Below are 13927 nucleotides of genomic sequence, written 5' to 3' on the forward strand. Positions count from 1 at the left end.
GGCTCCGCCGTGGGATAGGCAGCAGCCGTCCGGCTCCGCCAGCGGATCCAGCTCACAACTTGGCCGGGAAAGACAATGTCACTTCGCTCTCTCCTCATCGTCAGATGGGCGGTCATCGGCTTTGCTGCAGGCAACGCCATCCTGATTTTCGTCTTCCTAACGGAGCGCCCGATGCCATCCATGGGCGCGCTCATGCCGCAGGGTGCGGCGATCGTCAGCGGCGGCCTAGTTTCCGGCTGGGTCTATGGTCTGTATCGAACGCGCTTTGCGGTAGAGGGCCCCGCGGACGAACAGGCCGTCACCGAGCTTCATCAAAGTGTGATGACCGTGGCCCTTCTGATCTTCGCTGGTTTCGCCGGCGTCTTCATGTCAGGTGGTCACGTCGTGCATTCCGCCACCGGCAAACTGCCGAAGTTGCAGGTCGGCACCTCGGCCCCGGGGCGGGCGGTGCCATGACCGCTCCTTGCGATTGGAACGGACATGCCTGACGCAGTTGATCTACCTCGGCTGCTGAAGGAGGAGGCTGCGGCGGGGGTGCTGGACATCTCTGTCGCGACGCTGCAACGAATCCGGAAACGCAGGGAAATCGCAGCTCGGCGGATCGGCGGAAGATGGCGCTATGCACTCACAGACTTGCTTGAATATCAGGAACGGCAGAGGGTCCCGGCATGGCCGCTGACACCCATCGACCAGCCCAGATCGCCGGCCACTGGCTCAGCAAGCGGCCAAACTCCGACAAGTGGTGCGCCACCTGGTACGACAACGCCGACGGCGATCGACAGACGCGACGCGCTTCGCTTGGCACAATTGACCTTCGGGAAGCCGAAATAAGGCTCGCAGCCTTTGTCACGGCCAACGGCAAAATGCGACACCAAGCGCCGGAGTCGACACCGCTGACGACGATCCTGGTTCGATACTGGGAGCGTCATGCCAAGGACCTCCCCAGCCATGAACAGGCGAGGATTGCCCTGTCCCTTTGGACCGATTTCTGGGGTCAGGCCCTCGTTTCGGAGCTTTCGGTTGGGCGGCAAGAGGAGTTTGTCGACTGGCTGAGGGGCAGGCACTACAAGAACTCGTACATCTCACGGGTCCTGTCGGTCGGACGGGCTGCGCTCCGGCGTTCCTGGAAGCGTCAGGAGATCGCGTCCGTGCCGTACATCATTGATGAGCCCGATCGGAGTGACCAAGAACAGGCGCCGATCCTGACGATGTATCAGGTCTATCGTCTGCTCACGGAGGCTCGCGAGTGGCCGCACCTGTTTCTGTTTTGCATGATCGGGCTCAATACGCTCGCGAGGCCTGATGCGATTCTGGATCTGTCGCCGTTCCAGGTGGACCTGTACCGCCGAGTCGTGCAGCTCAATCCGCAGGGCCGGCGCCAGACGAAGAAACACCGGCCAACCGTGCCGCTGACTGACACCCTCGAACCGTATGTTCGCAGCAGCAACGCAAGCCGATTCGTCAACTGGTGTGGCGAGCCTATCAAGAGCGTCAAAAAATCGTTCGCAGCCGCAGTGAAGGCTGCCGGGCTGCCAAAGGACATCACGCCCTACAGCCTTCGGCACACGATGGCGACAGAGTTGCGGAGCCGTGCCGTGCCCGCGTGGGAAGTTAAAGGCTTCCTTGGGCACAAGGGGTCGGATTGGGTCACCGAACGATATGCCAGATATAGTCCGGACTATCTCAGCAAGGCGGTTCGGGCTATAGATTCGTATTTCGCGGAGATGGAGGCAACGTTCGTCAACCGAGCGTCCATCTCATCCCGTCAACCGCTGCGTGCTAGCTGCGTTCTAGCTGCCGAGGAGCTTGAGTCGGACACCCCTGCTGAGATGCCCGGACTCCCTGGAGTTCCGGTGGTGGGCGCGACAGGGATTGAACCTGTGACCCCTACGATGTCAACGTAGTGCTCTCCCGCTGAGCTACGCGCCCGGCACCGGGAAGGACGACCAAGAGCCTGTCGTCCGCGGGAGCGCCGATGTAGCATCATCCCCCGGGGCGTGCAAGCGTCAAACCATAGAACCCAACTGGCACCGTCGACAGCCTTCCGGCACTGGGATATGACGGTGGCATGGATGGTCAAGTCGCCTCGCAGTCGCCGGCGTCCGATGCGGTGGCGATTGCCCTGCCGGCGGACCGGCGCCTCCCCGTGGTCGTCGCGTCGCCGCACAGCGGCCGCGACTATCCCGGCGCGTTCCTGGCCGCCGCCAAGCTGGACCCGCACACGCTGCGCCGGTCCGAGGACGGCTTCGTCGACGAGATCTTCGGCCAGGTGCCGGAACGCGGCGTGCCGCTGCTGCAGGCGCTGTTCCCGCGCGCCTTCCTTGACGTCAACCGCGAAGCCTATGAACTCGACCCCGACATGTTCGCCGATGCGCTGCCGGGCTGGGTCAACACCCGGTCGCCGCGCGTCGTCGCCGGGCTCGGCACCATTGCCCGCATCGTTGCCCAGGGAAAAGACATCTACCGCGGCAAGCTGCGATTCGCCGAAGCAGTGGAGCGGGTCGAGCGCTACTACACGCCCTATCACACCGCGCTGCGCCGGCTGGTCGACGAGACCCGGGCAACGTTCGGCCGCGCCATCCTGCTGGACGCCCATTCGATGCCGTCGCAGGGCGCCTCGCGCACGCCGGGCGGCCACGCCGTCGATATCGTGCTGGGCGATTGCTACGGCAGCGCCTGCGCCGGGGCGGTGACCGAGACGGCGGAGCAATGGCTGACCGGGCGCGGCTATGCCGTCACCCGCAACACGCCTTATGCCGGGGGCTTCACCACCCGGCATTACGGCCGGCCGCGCGCCGGCATCCATGCGCTGCAGATCGAGCTGAACCGGGCCCTGTATATGGAGGAGGCGACGCTGTTGCCGACCCGGGACCTGGCCCGGCTGACCGCCGACATGACGGATTTCGTCGCCGCCCTCGGGGCGATCGAGCCGGAAGCGCTGGTGCGCTGACCGGTGAAGGCTTCGTGTCGGATATCAGGATTCAGCGCGTACGGATCGCGATGAAATCTTGCGGCTTTGCCGCCAAGCTTCAACCGTAGTGAGATTCCAGCACCCTGACATCCCGAGGTAACCGGCCCGGCCAAATCTCTGGCTTCCATTGATCTCTTTGGGAGCATGGCAATGAGCATCGTGCACGGGCATGGCGGCGCGGATGTCCTGACCGGGACGGACGGGCCGGACAATCTGTTCGGCGGGGGCGGGGACGACACCATCGCCGGCCTCGGCGGCAACGACCATCTCTTCGGCGGCGACGGCAACGATTCGATCAACACCGGCGCAGGCGACGACATCGTCCATGGCGGCAACGGCAACGACCAGATCGGTGGCATGGCCGGCCACGACATCGTCTTCGGCGATGGCGGGGACGACACCATTGCCTGGAACGACCCGACCGGCGACACGGTGTTCGGCGGCGCCGGCAACGACCACATCATCGGCAGCGACACCGCGGCGGATATCAGCCATGGCGGCGCCGGCGACGACGTGATCCAGGCCTTCACCACCAGCCCCGGGGCCGCGACCGCGGGCGACCACCTGTTCGGCGGCGACGGCAATGACACGCTGATCGGCGGCGATGGCAACGACGTCATCCAGGGCGGCAACGGCGACGACACCATCACCGGCAATGGCGGCGCCGACCACCTGTTCGGCGGCAACGGCAACGACAATATCAACACCGGCGCGGGCGACGACATCGTCCATGGCGGCAATGGTGACGACACGATCGGCGGCATGGCCGGGCATGACATCGTCTTCGGCGGGGCCGGCAACGACACCATCGCCTGGAACGATCCGACCGGCGACACCGTGTTCGGCGGCGCCGGCGACGACCGCATCATCGGCAGCGACACGGCGGCCGATGTCAGCAACGGCGGTGCCGGCAATGATTTCATCCAGGCGTTCACCACCAACGCGGCCGCCGAAACCGTGGGCGACCACATGTCGGGCGGTGACGGGAACGACACCATCATCGGCGGCGATGCGGCGGATGTGATCCTGGGCGGCAACGGCGACGACAATATCAGCGGCGGCGGCGGTGCCGACAAGCTGTCGGGCGGTGCCGGCGACGACACCATCAACACCGGCGCGGGCGACGACATCGTCCATGGCGGGGCCGGCAACGACCATATCGGCGGCATGGCCGGGCACGACATCGTCTTCGGCGACGCCGGCGACGACGTGATCGCCTGGAACGACCCGACCGGCGACACCGTGTTCGGCGGGTCCGGCAACGACACCATCATCGGCAGCGACACGGCCGCCGACATCAGCCATGGCGGCACCGGCGACGATTTCATCCAGGCCTTCACCACCAGCGCCACGGCGGCCACCGCCGGCGACCAGATGTTCGGCGATGCCGGCAACGACACCATCATCGGCGGCAACGGGGCCGACCGCATCGAAGGCGGGGCCGGCGACGATTTGCTCACCGGCAATGGCGGGGCCGACACCTTCGTCTTCCGCGCGATCGAGCCGGGCAACGACACCATCACCGACTTCAACACCAAGCAGGACGTGGTGAAGCTGGACGGCTTCGGCATCCACTTCGACGTCCTGGCGCATCTCACCGACACCGCGGCGGGCGCGGTGCTGGATCTCGGCCATGACAGCCACATCACCTTAGACGGCGTCCACGCCGACGACTTCACCGCCAGCGACTTCCTGCTGATCTAACCCCGATCGCTCAGACCCGATCGCCCCGGTCGCCGCCGGGGCGTAGGCCGGCCTGACCCTCCACGGCGGCCGGCCCGGCGCTCCCCATCACTCCTCCGCGATGGGGGGCGCCGTTTGTGCTCCCGGCAGCCGTATCGTCACTTCGCGAGCGCGGCCTTCTCGATGACCGCGGCAACTTCGCTCGCGTGCACGACCAGCGAGGCATGGCTGCCCGCGACGTCCGTCGTCTGGGCCTTCATTCGGGCGGCAAACATCTTCTGGGCCTCGGGGGCGAGGAGCTTGTCCTTGGTGGTGATGACATAGAATGTCGGCTTGTCGTGCCAAGCCGCAATGTCGACCGGGGCCTCGAAAGCCGTGTGGTTCAGCGGCAGCTGGGCGTTTGCCAGGGCTTCGGCGATCTTCGGCGGGAGGTCGGCGGCGACCGCCGAGGGGAACACCTTGGGGTCGATATACAGGTTGCCCTTATCGTCGGGATGAATGGCGTTGCCGCCTTCGGTCGCCGGGCCGGCCTTGGCCAGGGACGCCAGGGATTCGCCCACATCAGGCGCGAAGGCGGAGACGTAGACCAGCGCCGAGACCTTGGGGTCGTTGCCGGCCTCGGTGATGACCACGCCGCCCCAGGAATGGCCGACCAGAACCGTCTTGCCGTCCTGCTTCGCCAGCGCCTGTCTGGTGGCGTCGACGTCCGCGGCGAGGGAGGTCAGCGGGTTCTCGACCAGCGTGACCTTGTAGCCCTTCTTCGTGAGGATATCGGCTACGGGCTGCCAGCTCGTCTGGTCGACGAACGCGCCATGCACGAGAACGATGTTGTGGGCCGCGCCCTTGGGCAGGTCCGCCGACTGCGCGGGGGCGGCCAGCGCGGCTGCGGCCATCAGGGCGGTGGCCGCCGAAATCAGAAGATGTCGCATTGTCTGTTCCTTGGAACGCCGGACGCAAATCCGGGGAATTGCAGGGTTTCTGCAAAGTCGCGGTTCTTCCATCCGCCGTTTCGTGGAAAGATTTCGGGCGTTGCGTTCCCCGGTCCGGTTCCAGCGTCACACGGCTCGTCGGTCGAATTCGCGTGGGCCGGTAATTAGAGGATCCGTCCCTGAAACCCCATGACACCAACGACGGAGTTCTTGCCCAGGCGTCCGATCCTGAGCCGCACACCGATCTTCTGTCCGACATCCTGAGATTCGTTCGGCTCAACGGCGAGCGGATGCTGACCACCGAGCTGCGGTCCGGGTTCAATGTCGGATTCCGGCGGGGGGCGGCTTGCATCCATGTGGTTCAGGACGGCGAACTCCGCATTTCCATCGAGGGCCGGGCGCCGTTGGCGCTGTCCGCCGGCGATATCGTGGTCCTGCCGCACCCGGCGCGATACCGGCTCAGCGACGGCAGCCGCCCGGACGTCGCCCTGGACGCCCCGCTCGAGATCGAGGCCGCGGATATCCCGGTGCTCGCACACGGGCAGGGCGCGGTCGCGGCCAGGACCATCAGCGCCACCTTTCAGTTCGAAAGCAAAGGCGGGGTCTCGCCGTTGCTGGGGCTCCTGCCGGATGTCATTTACATCGCCAGGGATGCCGATCAGTCTGCCGTCCTGATCCGCGATGTCGCCCGCTTCCTGGTCGTCGAACATGCGGCCCGGGAGCCGGGGGCCGCGCTCATGATCTCCCGCGTGATCGATGTCCTGATCATCCGCTGCATCCGGACCTGGGCGAAATCGCTGGGCCCCCGCCAAGGCTGGATCGGTGCGCTTGCCGATGCGCGGGTCAGCAGGGCCGTCGCCGCAATCCATCGGGATCCCGCAAGGAACTGGTCGGTCGCAGGCCTGGCATCGGTCGCCGGGATGTCGCGCTCGCGATTCGCCCAGCTGTTCCTGGCCACGGTCGGCGAACCACCGTTGCGCTATGTCCATCGCTGGCGCCTGGCGATGGCGTCCGATCTGCTGCGGCGATCGACCCTTCCGGTGGGCGAGGTCGCGCACGCTGTGGGGTACGAGTCCGAGGCGGCGTTCAGCCGCGCCTACAAGACGATGTTCGGCACCACGCCGCGCGATGGCCGCCTGGTCTAGGCCGGCACCGTCTTCTCCGGCCATTCGCACAGATCGGCGACGATGCAGTCCTCGCACACCGGCCGGCGCGCCTTGCAGGTGTAGCGGCCGTGCAGGATCAGCCAGTGATGCGCATGCAGCTTCCAGCGGTCCGGCGTCACCCGCTCCAGCACCTTCTCGACCGCGTCCGGCGTCTTGCCCCGGGCCAGGCCGGTGCGGTTCGAGACCCGGAAGATATGGGTGTCGACGGCGATGGTCGGCTCGCCGAAGGCGACGTTCAGCACCACATTGGCGGTCTTGCGGCCGACGCCCGGCAGCGCCTCCAGCGCCGCCCGGTCGCGCGGCACCTCGCCGCCATGCTGCTGCAGCAGGATCTGCGACAGCGCGATGACATTCTTGGCCTTCGTGTTGTAGAGGCCGATGGTGCGGATGTAGCGCGACAGGCCTTCGACCCCCAGCGCCGCGATCTTTTCCGGCGTGTCGGCGACGGCGTAGAGCGGGCCGGTGGCCTTGTTCACCCCGACATCGGTGGCCTGGGCCGACAGCACCACGGCCACCAGCAGGGTGAAGGGGCTGCTGTAGTTCAGCTCGGTCCGCGGCTCCGGCATCCGAGCGGCGAGGCGGGCGTAAAAGGTGTCGATGGCGGCGGGCTTCATGACCCACAGCGTAGCGGCCCAAACCCGGCCGCGCCATGGCTGAACCTCCCTTGCCGGGCATTGCCATATGGCGGGCCAGGACTATGATTTCCGTCATGCGCAGCAGCAGCCTCACCCGCATCGGCACCGCCGGCGCCACACCCGTGGCCGAGGACGGGCCGCCGCTGTTCGAACGGCTGCTGCGGCCGAAGCGCAGCCTGGGCCCCGTCGGGTTCTGGATCGTGATCGGCGTGGTCGGCGCCACCAGCCTGTTCAACGGCATTCTGTTCCTGGCGCTGGGCGCCTGGCCGGTGTTCGGCTTCTACGGCCTCGACGCCCTGCTGCTGTACGTCCTGATGCGGCTGAACCTGCGGCGGGCCGAGCGCAGCTGGGAGACCATCCGCCTGACTGCGCAGCGGCTGGTGATCGAACATGGCGACCATCGCGGCGTGTCGCACCGGATCGAGCTGCAGCCCTATTGGCTGCGCATCACGGTCGACGGCAGCGAGATCGGCCAGAACCGCATCACCCTGGCCAGCCACGGCCAGCGCGTCGGCATCGGCGGCTTCCTGGCGCCGGCCGACCGTGCCGTCCTGGCGCGCGACCTGACTGCAGCGCTGGACTGGGTGCGCGCCGCGCCGGATCCCGAAGGTGATTCGCATATCTAGGGAAAGACGGGCGATGGACGAGGTGCGCTGGGACCGGATGTTCCCCGATCAGCTGGAACAGCGCTTCGCCGCATCGCCGGTGCTGTACCTGACCTATGGGCTGTGCGAGCCGCATGGTCCGCACAATGCGGTCGGGCTCGACGCGCTGAAGGCGCATGGCATCGCCTGCGCCGCGGCCCGACTTGGCGGCGGCATCGTCGCCCCGCCGGATTACTGGCACATCCATGAGGTCGGCGATTACGCCATCTGGTCCCGCGCCAATGTGGGCGAGGTGGCGCGCGACTGGCTGACGGCGCTGCCGCCCTGGCAGCATTTCAAGAACATCTGCTACCAGCTGCGCGCCGCCGACCGCATCGGCTTCAAGGCGGTGATCCTGCTGACCGGCCATTACGGGCAGAACTATCGTGACCTGAAGACCATGGTCGAACTGGTGCAGCCCTTCATCGGCGCCCGGCTGCTTTCCCTGCCGGATTTCGAGGCCGACCGCGAGGGGATCGACGCGCAGGGGCCGTCGCGCGGCGACCATGCCGGGCGGATCGAGACCTCGCAGCTCTGGGCGGTCGAGCCGGATTGCGTCGACACCTCGCGCCTGCCGGCCGCGGATGCGCCGGGGCCGCATTTCGCCATGGGGCCGGATGCGGCGCAGTCCAGCCGGCGCGACGGCGAGGCGATGGTGGCGCGCCAGGCCGCCTGGCTGGCCGACCGGGCGCAGGGTCTGCTCGCGGCACATGCGGCGGCGCGGCCGACCGCCCGGCTGCTCAGCTTCGCCGATGTCGAACGGCTGTGGGCCGAGGTGGTGACGCCCGCTTTGCCGGCCTTCCTGACCATGCAACGCGACGGCACCGGGCTGGGCCGGACCGTGCCGCCGGACAGCCGCTGGCACCTCAACTGGCTGGCGGCGGAAGAGGCCTGACGATCGTTCCGGCACCGCAAGATCCGGGTTGTCCGCGGCGGCGGGCGGCACGACATTCACAGGCATGAGCAAGACCCCTGATCCGACCACCTTTGAGCCCACCGTCTTCGAAGACGAGCCGCGGCATGAGGCGATCTCCCAGGCCATCGCCATCCTGGTCGACCGGCGCGACGACCCGCCCGACCTGGCCGCGCTGGCGGCGGAGATCGGCCTGCACCCCCATCATTTCCAGCGGGTGTTCTCGCGCTGGGTCGGCATCAGCCCGAAGCGATTCGCCCAGTACCTTCGGCTCGACCACGCCCGGCGGCTGCTCAGCGAACCGACCAGCCTGCTCGACGCAGCACTCGACACCGGTCTGTCGGGGCCGTCGCGGCTGCACGACCTGTTCGTGACTTGCGAGGCGATGACGCCGGGCGACTGGAAGGGCCGCGGCGCCGGTCTGACCATCCGCTGGGGCGTCCATGCCAGCCCGTTCGGCCCCTGCCTGATCGGCACCACCGACCGTGGCGTGTGCTGGTTCAGCTTCGTGGTCGGGGACAAAGGCGCGGCCGTCGCCGAATTCACCGGCGAATGGCCGGGCGCCGAATTGGTGCGCGACCAAGTGGCGACCGCCGCGGTGGCGGCCAGAATGTTCGCACCAGTGGCCGAAGGCGCCCCGCTGCCGGTGCTGCTGCGCGGCACCAACTTCCAGGTCAAGGTGTGGGAAGCGCTGCTGTCGATCCCGCCGGGCCGGGTCGCCAGCTATGGCGGCGTCGCCGCCGCGATCGGCCAACCGACCGCCAGCCGCGCCGTCGGCGGCGCGGTCGGGTCCAACCCGGTCTCGGTGCTGATCCCCTGCCACCGCGTCATCCGCTCCAGCGGCATCATCCACAACTACCGCTGGGGTGCCGCCAAGAAACAGGCGCTGCTGGCCTGGGAAGCGGCGCGGGCGGGGGCCCAGGCGGCGTAGGCCCGCGGTCTCGCAAAGGTGCGCCAGCGACGGTAAGGGTCACCCTGCCGGATGGCCGGCCGAGAAATTGCGTGCTGCGATCAGCACGGGCAGCAGTTGCCTGCCCATCTCCGACAATCGGTATTCGACACGCGGCGGCTTCTCGTCAAAATCGACTCTGTCGATGAGACAGTCGTCCGCCAGCTCACGAAGATGCTGTGTCAGCATTTTCTGTGAAATACCCGGCAAGTCCCGCTTCAATTGTAAGGTGCGAATTGAAGGGCCGGCATAGAGCCGGAAGAGAATGGGCAGCTTCCAGCGCCCCTGTATCATTCGTATGACTCGGGTTACGTGCGCAACCGAACCGTCCGGACCTAGACAGGCATCCCGCTCATGCTCGGTAGGCACATTAAAGTGCGTACTTGTCTCGTCCATTATCTCGCTCAATCTACGAAGTCATCAGCACTGTAGAGTGGGTTTCCAGCGATGGATTTACAATTGGACGGCAAGACGGCGCTGGTCACGGGCAGCAGCAAAGGGATTGGTGAAGCCATCGCCAGGAAGCTCGCCCAAGAGAAGGCGATCGTCATCGTTCACGGTCGTGATGGGGCCCGGGCACAGCAGGTTGCCGATGCCATCATCGCGCAGGGTGGCCAAGCCCATGTCGTCGTCGGGGATCTCACGCATGACGACGAGGTGCAGCGCCTGGTCGATGAGGCGGGAGATCTCGCCGGCCCCATCGACATCCTGGTCAACAACGCGGGAGGCTCGGGCGGTTCAAGGGAGAGCTGGATGGATACGCAGCCCGCCTCCTGGGCGTCCGCCTACGATCGCAACGTCCTGGCGGCCCTCAGGGTCACCACGCGTCTGTTGCCTGGGATGCGGCGAGCCAAGTGGGGCCGCGTGATCAACATATCGAGCGTTGCCGCAACGATGGCGCCACCGTCTGCGCCCGACTATTCGGCGAGCAAGGCGGCCATGAACGCCATGACGGCTTCGATGGCGAAGGCGGTGGCGGCCGACGGGGTCACGGTGAACGCCGTGTCTCCGGGCACGATTCACAGCGCCGCGCTTGATGCCCGATTCCGCGATGTTGCGGCAGAGCGCGGCGTGGCGAACAAGGACGCGCCATGGGAGGATATCGAGCGTGCCGTCCTGCCGATGTTCGCCCAAGTCCCCGTCGGCCGGGTCGGCCGGCTGGACGAAATAGCGGATGCCATCGCCTTCCTCGCCAGTCCGATTGCAGGGTACATAACCGGCGTCAATCTGCGGATCGATGGCGGCCTGTCGCCCAGTCTCTAGGTCTCGCGATCGTGACCAAGGCGCAGGCCGCCTAGACACCGCCAGACGATTCAGCTGATCAGCGCATCCGCCGTATCCTGGATCCGCTGGCGCCATGCCAGCGGCTGCAGCCAGCGCTCGGGGATGCCGGACAGGCCATACAGCGCCCCGGCGATCTGCCCGGTCACCGCACCGACCGAATCGGAATCGTCGGCCAGATTGACGGCGAGAACCAGCGCATCCTCGAAGCTGTCAGTGCGCTCCACCGCCCACAGTGACGCTTCCAGCGTGTGGATGACATATCCCGACGACTGGATCAGCGGGCGGGGCAGCCTGCGCCAGTCACCATGAGCGATCGACTGCACCCTCTCGGCGCCGTCCCACCGCCGGGGCGCCAGCACCTCAGCCTTGCCGGCGCCCAGGATGGCGGATCGCAGCAGGTCGCCGAACAGGATGCAGGACTCTGTCGCCTCCGCGGCACCATGGGTCGTCCGGCTCTGGTCGGCCGCGATGCGGCGCCCGGCTCCGGCGTCCCGCAGCGTGTGCAGCACGGCAGGGGCCAGCCGCATCAGCGATCCGTTTCCGGCCGTGGTCGGATCGGTGGCGCCGGCAAAGGGGCCGCCGCCATGCAGGTAGTAATCCAGGGCCTGGCGGGTGGCGTTGCCGATGTCGAAGCAGGCGCCGGTGCAGGAGTATTCGCCGTCCTGCCACCACGCAACGAACCGGTCCATCAGGTCGCGCGCATCGAATCCACCGCGAGCGATCAGGCTGTCGGCGAGGGCCAGCGCCATGCTGGTGTCGTCCGTCCACTGCCCCGGGGCCAGCCCGAACGGACCGCCACCGGTCATGTCACCATGATGCGGGAGGCTGTCGCGGTCGCTGAATTCGAGCGTGGTGCCGAGCGCATCGCCCACCGCGAGGCCGACAAGCGCGCCGCGCGCCCGGTCGATAATGTCGTCTGTGAATCCCGTGGCCATGCCCCAGCATATCATTGGCCGGGCAGGGGTGATGCCCGAGGCTGTCATGACTGCTCCGCAACCGGCTGGCGTTGCCGGCCTCGGATCACATGCTAGCCTCCCGTCAAAGCAGGGAGGGACAGCATGGCGATCGTGACCGAGGCGCTGATTCGCGACTATGCGGCGCGGGACGGGCTGGGGCTGGCGGAATGGGTGCGCAGCGGCCAGGTGTCGGCGGCGGAGCTGGCCGAGGTCGCGATCACGGTGATCGAGGCGCTGAACCCGCGGCTGAACGCCGTCACCCGCAAGGCCTATGATCTCGGGCGGCAGGCGGCACAGGCGCCGGCCGACGGGCCCTTCGCCGGCGTGCCGTTCCTGCTGAAGGATCTCGGCTCGCAATGGCAGGGCGTGCCGGCGACCAGCAGTTGCGCCTATCTGCAGGATCTGCCGGCGCCGCATGACAGCGAGGCGACGCGGCGGATCAAGCGCGCCGGCTTCACCCTGCTGGGCCGCACCAATGTGCCCGAAAACGGCTGGTGCATTTCGACCGAGCCGAAGCTGTATGGCCGCACCCACAACCCCTGGCGCGACGACGTCACGCCGGGCGGCTCCAGCGGCGGGTCGGCCGCGGCGGTGGCGGCGCGGATGGTGCCGCTGGCCGAGGCCACCGACGGGGCAGGGTCGATCCGCGTGCCGGCGTCGAATTGCGGCGTGGTCGGGCTGAAGCCGTCGCGCGGCCGCATCACCCTGGCGCCCGACCTGGTCGATATCTGGTATGGCGGGGTCTATTTCCACTGCGTCTCGCGCACGGTGCGCGACACCGCCGCCTATCTCGACGCCGTGGCCGGCGGCCTGCCCGGCGATCCCTACACGCCGCAGACGCCGGACGGCGGCTGGGCCGCGGCGTCGCGGCAGCCGGCCAGGGGGCTGCGCATCGGCCTGGCGACCCGGACTCCGGATGGCAGTCCGATCCACCCCGAGGCGTTGGCGGCGGTGCGCGGCACGGCCCGGCTGCTGGAAGGGCTGGGGCATGTGGTCGAGGAGCACGACCTCGCCTTCGACGCGCACCGGGCCTGGGCCACCTACATCGACATGGCGGCGGTGGAGACGGCGACGATGTTCGCCGCGCTGGAATCCGTGGTCGGCTGGCCGGTGACACAGGGCGACCTCGAGCCGCTGAGCTGGGCGGTGATCGAGCGCGGCCGGTCCATCTCCGGCATCGGCCATGCCGGGAACATCGAGGCGCTGCGGCTAATCGCGCGGGACCTGGTGGGGCAACTGCTGCCCTTTGACGCCTACCTCACCCCGACCCTGACCCAGCCGCCGCGGCCCTTCGGCCACTGGGACATGAGCATGACCGATTACGACGCCTACAACGCGAAATGGTCCGACGCCGTGTTCATGTACCCGTTCAACCTGTCGGGCCTGCCGGCAGTCTCGCTGCCGATGCACTGGACGCCGGATGGGTTGCCGATGGGCGTGCAACTGGTCGGCCGCACCGGCGACGAGGCGACGCTGCTGCGCCTGGCGACGCAGCTGGAGGCGGCGCAGCCCTGGATCGACCGCAAGCCGCCGGTTTCAGCCTAACGGGTTTCCCCCAATGCCTGTTGTCCCTCTCTTTTTTGTCATGCCACCGCTTGACCGTGGCATCCAGGGGCGGCCAGAGCGGCTCTTGAAAGCCCCTGGATTGCCCGGTCAAGCCGGGCAATGACATTAAAAGTTGAGACCTGTGCCTAGCAGGACAAAAGTGAAGGGCGCAGCGTCTCTCTGAAACGCTCCTATCTCCTATCCCGCCACCGCGATGATCTCGCGGCTGTGCGGCGTGACGGGCGACCCGTC

Annotated in this window: 15 protein-coding genes and 1 tRNA gene; 11 read left to right on the top strand and 5 right to left on the bottom strand. The window is 67.5% G+C overall.

The annotated features are described in order from the left end of the window. Positions 1 to 75: 75 nt before the first annotated feature. From AC3XYG_RS19525 to AC3XYG_RS19535, 3 genes are all read left to right on the top strand, one after another. The gene (locus AC3XYG_RS19525; protein WP_489141526.1) at positions 76 to 456 is read left to right on the top strand and encodes a hypothetical protein; all 381 of its coding nucleotides are present in this window, start codon (positions 76 to 78) and stop codon (positions 454 to 456) included. A 24-nt stretch (positions 457 to 480) separates the two neighbouring features. Further along, a complete protein-coding gene (locus AC3XYG_RS19530) occupies positions 481 to 831 on the top strand; it encodes a helix-turn-helix domain-containing protein (protein WP_489141527.1) in 351 nt (116 codons plus the stop codon). Between the two features lie 377 nt (positions 832 to 1208). Beyond that, entirely contained in the window at positions 1209 to 1904 is a 696-nt protein-coding gene (locus tag AC3XYG_RS19535) for a site-specific integrase (RefSeq protein ID WP_489141539.1), read from the top strand. On the opposite strand, the gene AC3XYG_RS19540 is transcribed toward AC3XYG_RS19535, so the two are convergent. Next, positions 1855 to 1929: transfer RNA gene (locus AC3XYG_RS19540), tRNA-Val, on the bottom strand. The genes AC3XYG_RS19535 and AC3XYG_RS19540 overlap by 50 nt on opposite strands. Before the next feature lie 139 nt (positions 1930 to 2068). Here AC3XYG_RS19540 and AC3XYG_RS19545 point away from each other — a divergent pair. Both AC3XYG_RS19545 and AC3XYG_RS19550 read left to right on the top strand, forming a co-directional pair. Then, a complete protein-coding gene (locus AC3XYG_RS19545) occupies positions 2069 to 2950 on the top strand; it encodes an N-formylglutamate amidohydrolase (protein WP_489141528.1) in 882 nt (293 codons plus the stop codon). 171 nt (positions 2951 to 3121) lie between these two features. Beyond that, positions 3122 to 4675 (top strand): calcium-binding protein, encoded by a 1554-nt coding sequence (locus tag AC3XYG_RS19550; protein ID WP_489141529.1) that lies wholly within the window; start codon positions 3122 to 3124, stop codon positions 4673 to 4675. Between the two features lie 137 nt (positions 4676 to 4812). Here AC3XYG_RS19550 and AC3XYG_RS19555 read toward each other — a convergent pair whose 3' ends face one another. After that, complete coding sequence (locus AC3XYG_RS19555; RefSeq protein WP_489141530.1) at positions 4813 to 5583, bottom strand: alpha/beta fold hydrolase; 771 nt, start codon at positions 5581 to 5583, stop codon at positions 4813 to 4815. Between the two features lie 248 nt (positions 5584 to 5831). Here AC3XYG_RS19555 and AC3XYG_RS19560 point away from each other — a divergent pair, with 248 nt between their 5' ends. Beyond that, positions 5832 to 6728 carry an AraC family transcriptional regulator gene (locus AC3XYG_RS19560; protein WP_489141540.1) on the top strand — a complete coding sequence of 299 codons (897 nt, stop codon included), beginning with the start codon at positions 5832 to 5834 and terminating at the stop codon, positions 6726 to 6728. On the opposite strand, the gene nth is transcribed toward AC3XYG_RS19560, so the two are convergent. Continuing rightward, a complete protein-coding gene (nth, locus tag AC3XYG_RS19565) occupies positions 6725 to 7363 on the bottom strand; it encodes an endonuclease III (RefSeq protein WP_489141531.1) in 639 nt (212 codons plus the stop codon). The genes AC3XYG_RS19560 and nth overlap by 4 nt on opposite strands. 95 nt (positions 7364 to 7458) lie before the next feature. On the opposite strand from nth, the gene AC3XYG_RS19570 reads away from it, so the two are divergent. The 3 genes from AC3XYG_RS19570 (at position 7459) to AC3XYG_RS19580 (ending at position 9872) form a co-directional block, all read left to right on the top strand. Then, positions 7459 to 8010 carry a DUF2244 domain-containing protein gene (locus tag AC3XYG_RS19570; protein ID WP_489141532.1) on the top strand — a complete coding sequence of 184 codons (552 nt, stop codon included), beginning with the start codon at positions 7459 to 7461 and terminating at the stop codon, positions 8008 to 8010. Positions 8011 to 8023: 13 nt separating this feature from the next. After that, complete coding sequence (locus AC3XYG_RS19575; protein ID WP_489141533.1) at positions 8024 to 8923, top strand: creatininase family protein; 900 nt, start codon at positions 8024 to 8026, stop codon at positions 8921 to 8923. A gap of 64 nt (positions 8924 to 8987) precedes the next feature. Continuing rightward, a complete protein-coding gene (locus AC3XYG_RS19580; protein WP_489141534.1) occupies positions 8988 to 9872 on the top strand; it encodes a bifunctional transcriptional activator/DNA repair enzyme AdaA in 885 nt (294 codons plus the stop codon). Between the two features lie 39 nt (positions 9873 to 9911). Here the strand turns inward: AC3XYG_RS19580 and AC3XYG_RS19585 are convergent, their stop codons facing one another. Then, positions 9912 to 10184, bottom strand: coding sequence for a winged helix-turn-helix transcriptional regulator (locus tag AC3XYG_RS19585; protein WP_489141535.1), 273 nt, complete (start codon positions 10182 to 10184; stop codon positions 9912 to 9914). Positions 10185 to 10349: 165 nt separating this feature from the next. On the opposite strand from AC3XYG_RS19585, the gene AC3XYG_RS19590 reads away from it, so the two are divergent. After that, positions 10350 to 11153, top strand: coding sequence for an SDR family NAD(P)-dependent oxidoreductase (locus tag AC3XYG_RS19590; protein WP_489141536.1), 804 nt, complete (start codon positions 10350 to 10352; stop codon positions 11151 to 11153). Between the two features lie 50 nt (positions 11154 to 11203). Here AC3XYG_RS19590 and AC3XYG_RS19595 read toward each other — a convergent pair whose 3' ends face one another. Further along, positions 11204 to 12109: an ADP-ribosylglycohydrolase family protein gene (locus AC3XYG_RS19595; protein ID WP_489141537.1), complete on the bottom strand. Its 906-nt coding sequence runs from the start codon at positions 12107 to 12109 to the stop codon at positions 11204 to 11206. A 123-nt stretch (positions 12110 to 12232) separates the two neighbouring features. Here AC3XYG_RS19595 and AC3XYG_RS19600 point away from each other — a divergent pair, with 123 nt between their 5' ends. Continuing rightward, positions 12233 to 13675, top strand: a complete 1443-nt coding sequence (locus AC3XYG_RS19600) for an amidase (RefSeq protein ID WP_489141538.1) — start codon at positions 12233 to 12235, stop codon at positions 13673 to 13675. Positions 13676 to 13927: the final 252 nt, after the last annotated feature.

Source organism: Inquilinus sp. (genome assembly GCF_057815775.1).

What these genes read in the sequence shown, in the direction of transcription:
- AC3XYG_RS19575 (WP_489141533.1), top strand. Translation starts at nt 8,024, where the DNA reads ATGGACGAGGTGCGCTGGGACCGGATGTTCCCCGATCAGCTGGAACAG.
- nth (WP_489141531.1), bottom strand. Translation starts at nt 7,363, where the DNA reads ATGAAGCCCGCCGCCATCGACACCTTTTACGCCCGCCTCGCCGCTCGG.
- AC3XYG_RS19550 (WP_489141529.1), top strand. Translation starts at nt 3,122, where the DNA reads ATGAGCATCGTGCACGGGCATGGCGGCGCGGATGTCCTGACCGGGACG.
- AC3XYG_RS19600 (WP_489141538.1), top strand. Translation starts at nt 12,233, where the DNA reads ATGGCGATCGTGACCGAGGCGCTGATTCGCGACTATGCGGCGCGGGAC.
- AC3XYG_RS19555 (WP_489141530.1), bottom strand. Translation starts at nt 5,583, where the DNA reads ATGCGACATCTTCTGATTTCGGCGGCCACCGCCCTGATGGCCGCAGCC.
- AC3XYG_RS19580 (WP_489141534.1), top strand. Translation starts at nt 8,988, where the DNA reads ATGAGCAAGACCCCTGATCCGACCACCTTTGAGCCCACCGTCTTCGAA.
- AC3XYG_RS19525 (WP_489141526.1), top strand. Translation starts at nt 76, where the DNA reads ATGTCACTTCGCTCTCTCCTCATCGTCAGATGGGCGGTCATCGGCTTT.
- AC3XYG_RS19545 (WP_489141528.1), top strand. Translation starts at nt 2,069, where the DNA reads ATGGATGGTCAAGTCGCCTCGCAGTCGCCGGCGTCCGATGCGGTGGCG.
- AC3XYG_RS19530 (WP_489141527.1), top strand. Translation starts at nt 481, where the DNA reads ATGCCTGACGCAGTTGATCTACCTCGGCTGCTGAAGGAGGAGGCTGCG.
- AC3XYG_RS19595 (WP_489141537.1), bottom strand. Translation starts at nt 12,109, where the DNA reads ATGGCCACGGGATTCACAGACGACATTATCGACCGGGCGCGCGGCGCG.
- AC3XYG_RS19585 (WP_489141535.1), bottom strand. Translation starts at nt 10,184, where the DNA reads ATGATACAGGGGCGCTGGAAGCTGCCCATTCTCTTCCGGCTCTATGCC.
- AC3XYG_RS19535 (WP_489141539.1), top strand. Translation starts at nt 1,209, where the DNA reads ATGTATCAGGTCTATCGTCTGCTCACGGAGGCTCGCGAGTGGCCGCAC.
- AC3XYG_RS19570 (WP_489141532.1), top strand. Translation starts at nt 7,459, where the DNA reads ATGCGCAGCAGCAGCCTCACCCGCATCGGCACCGCCGGCGCCACACCC.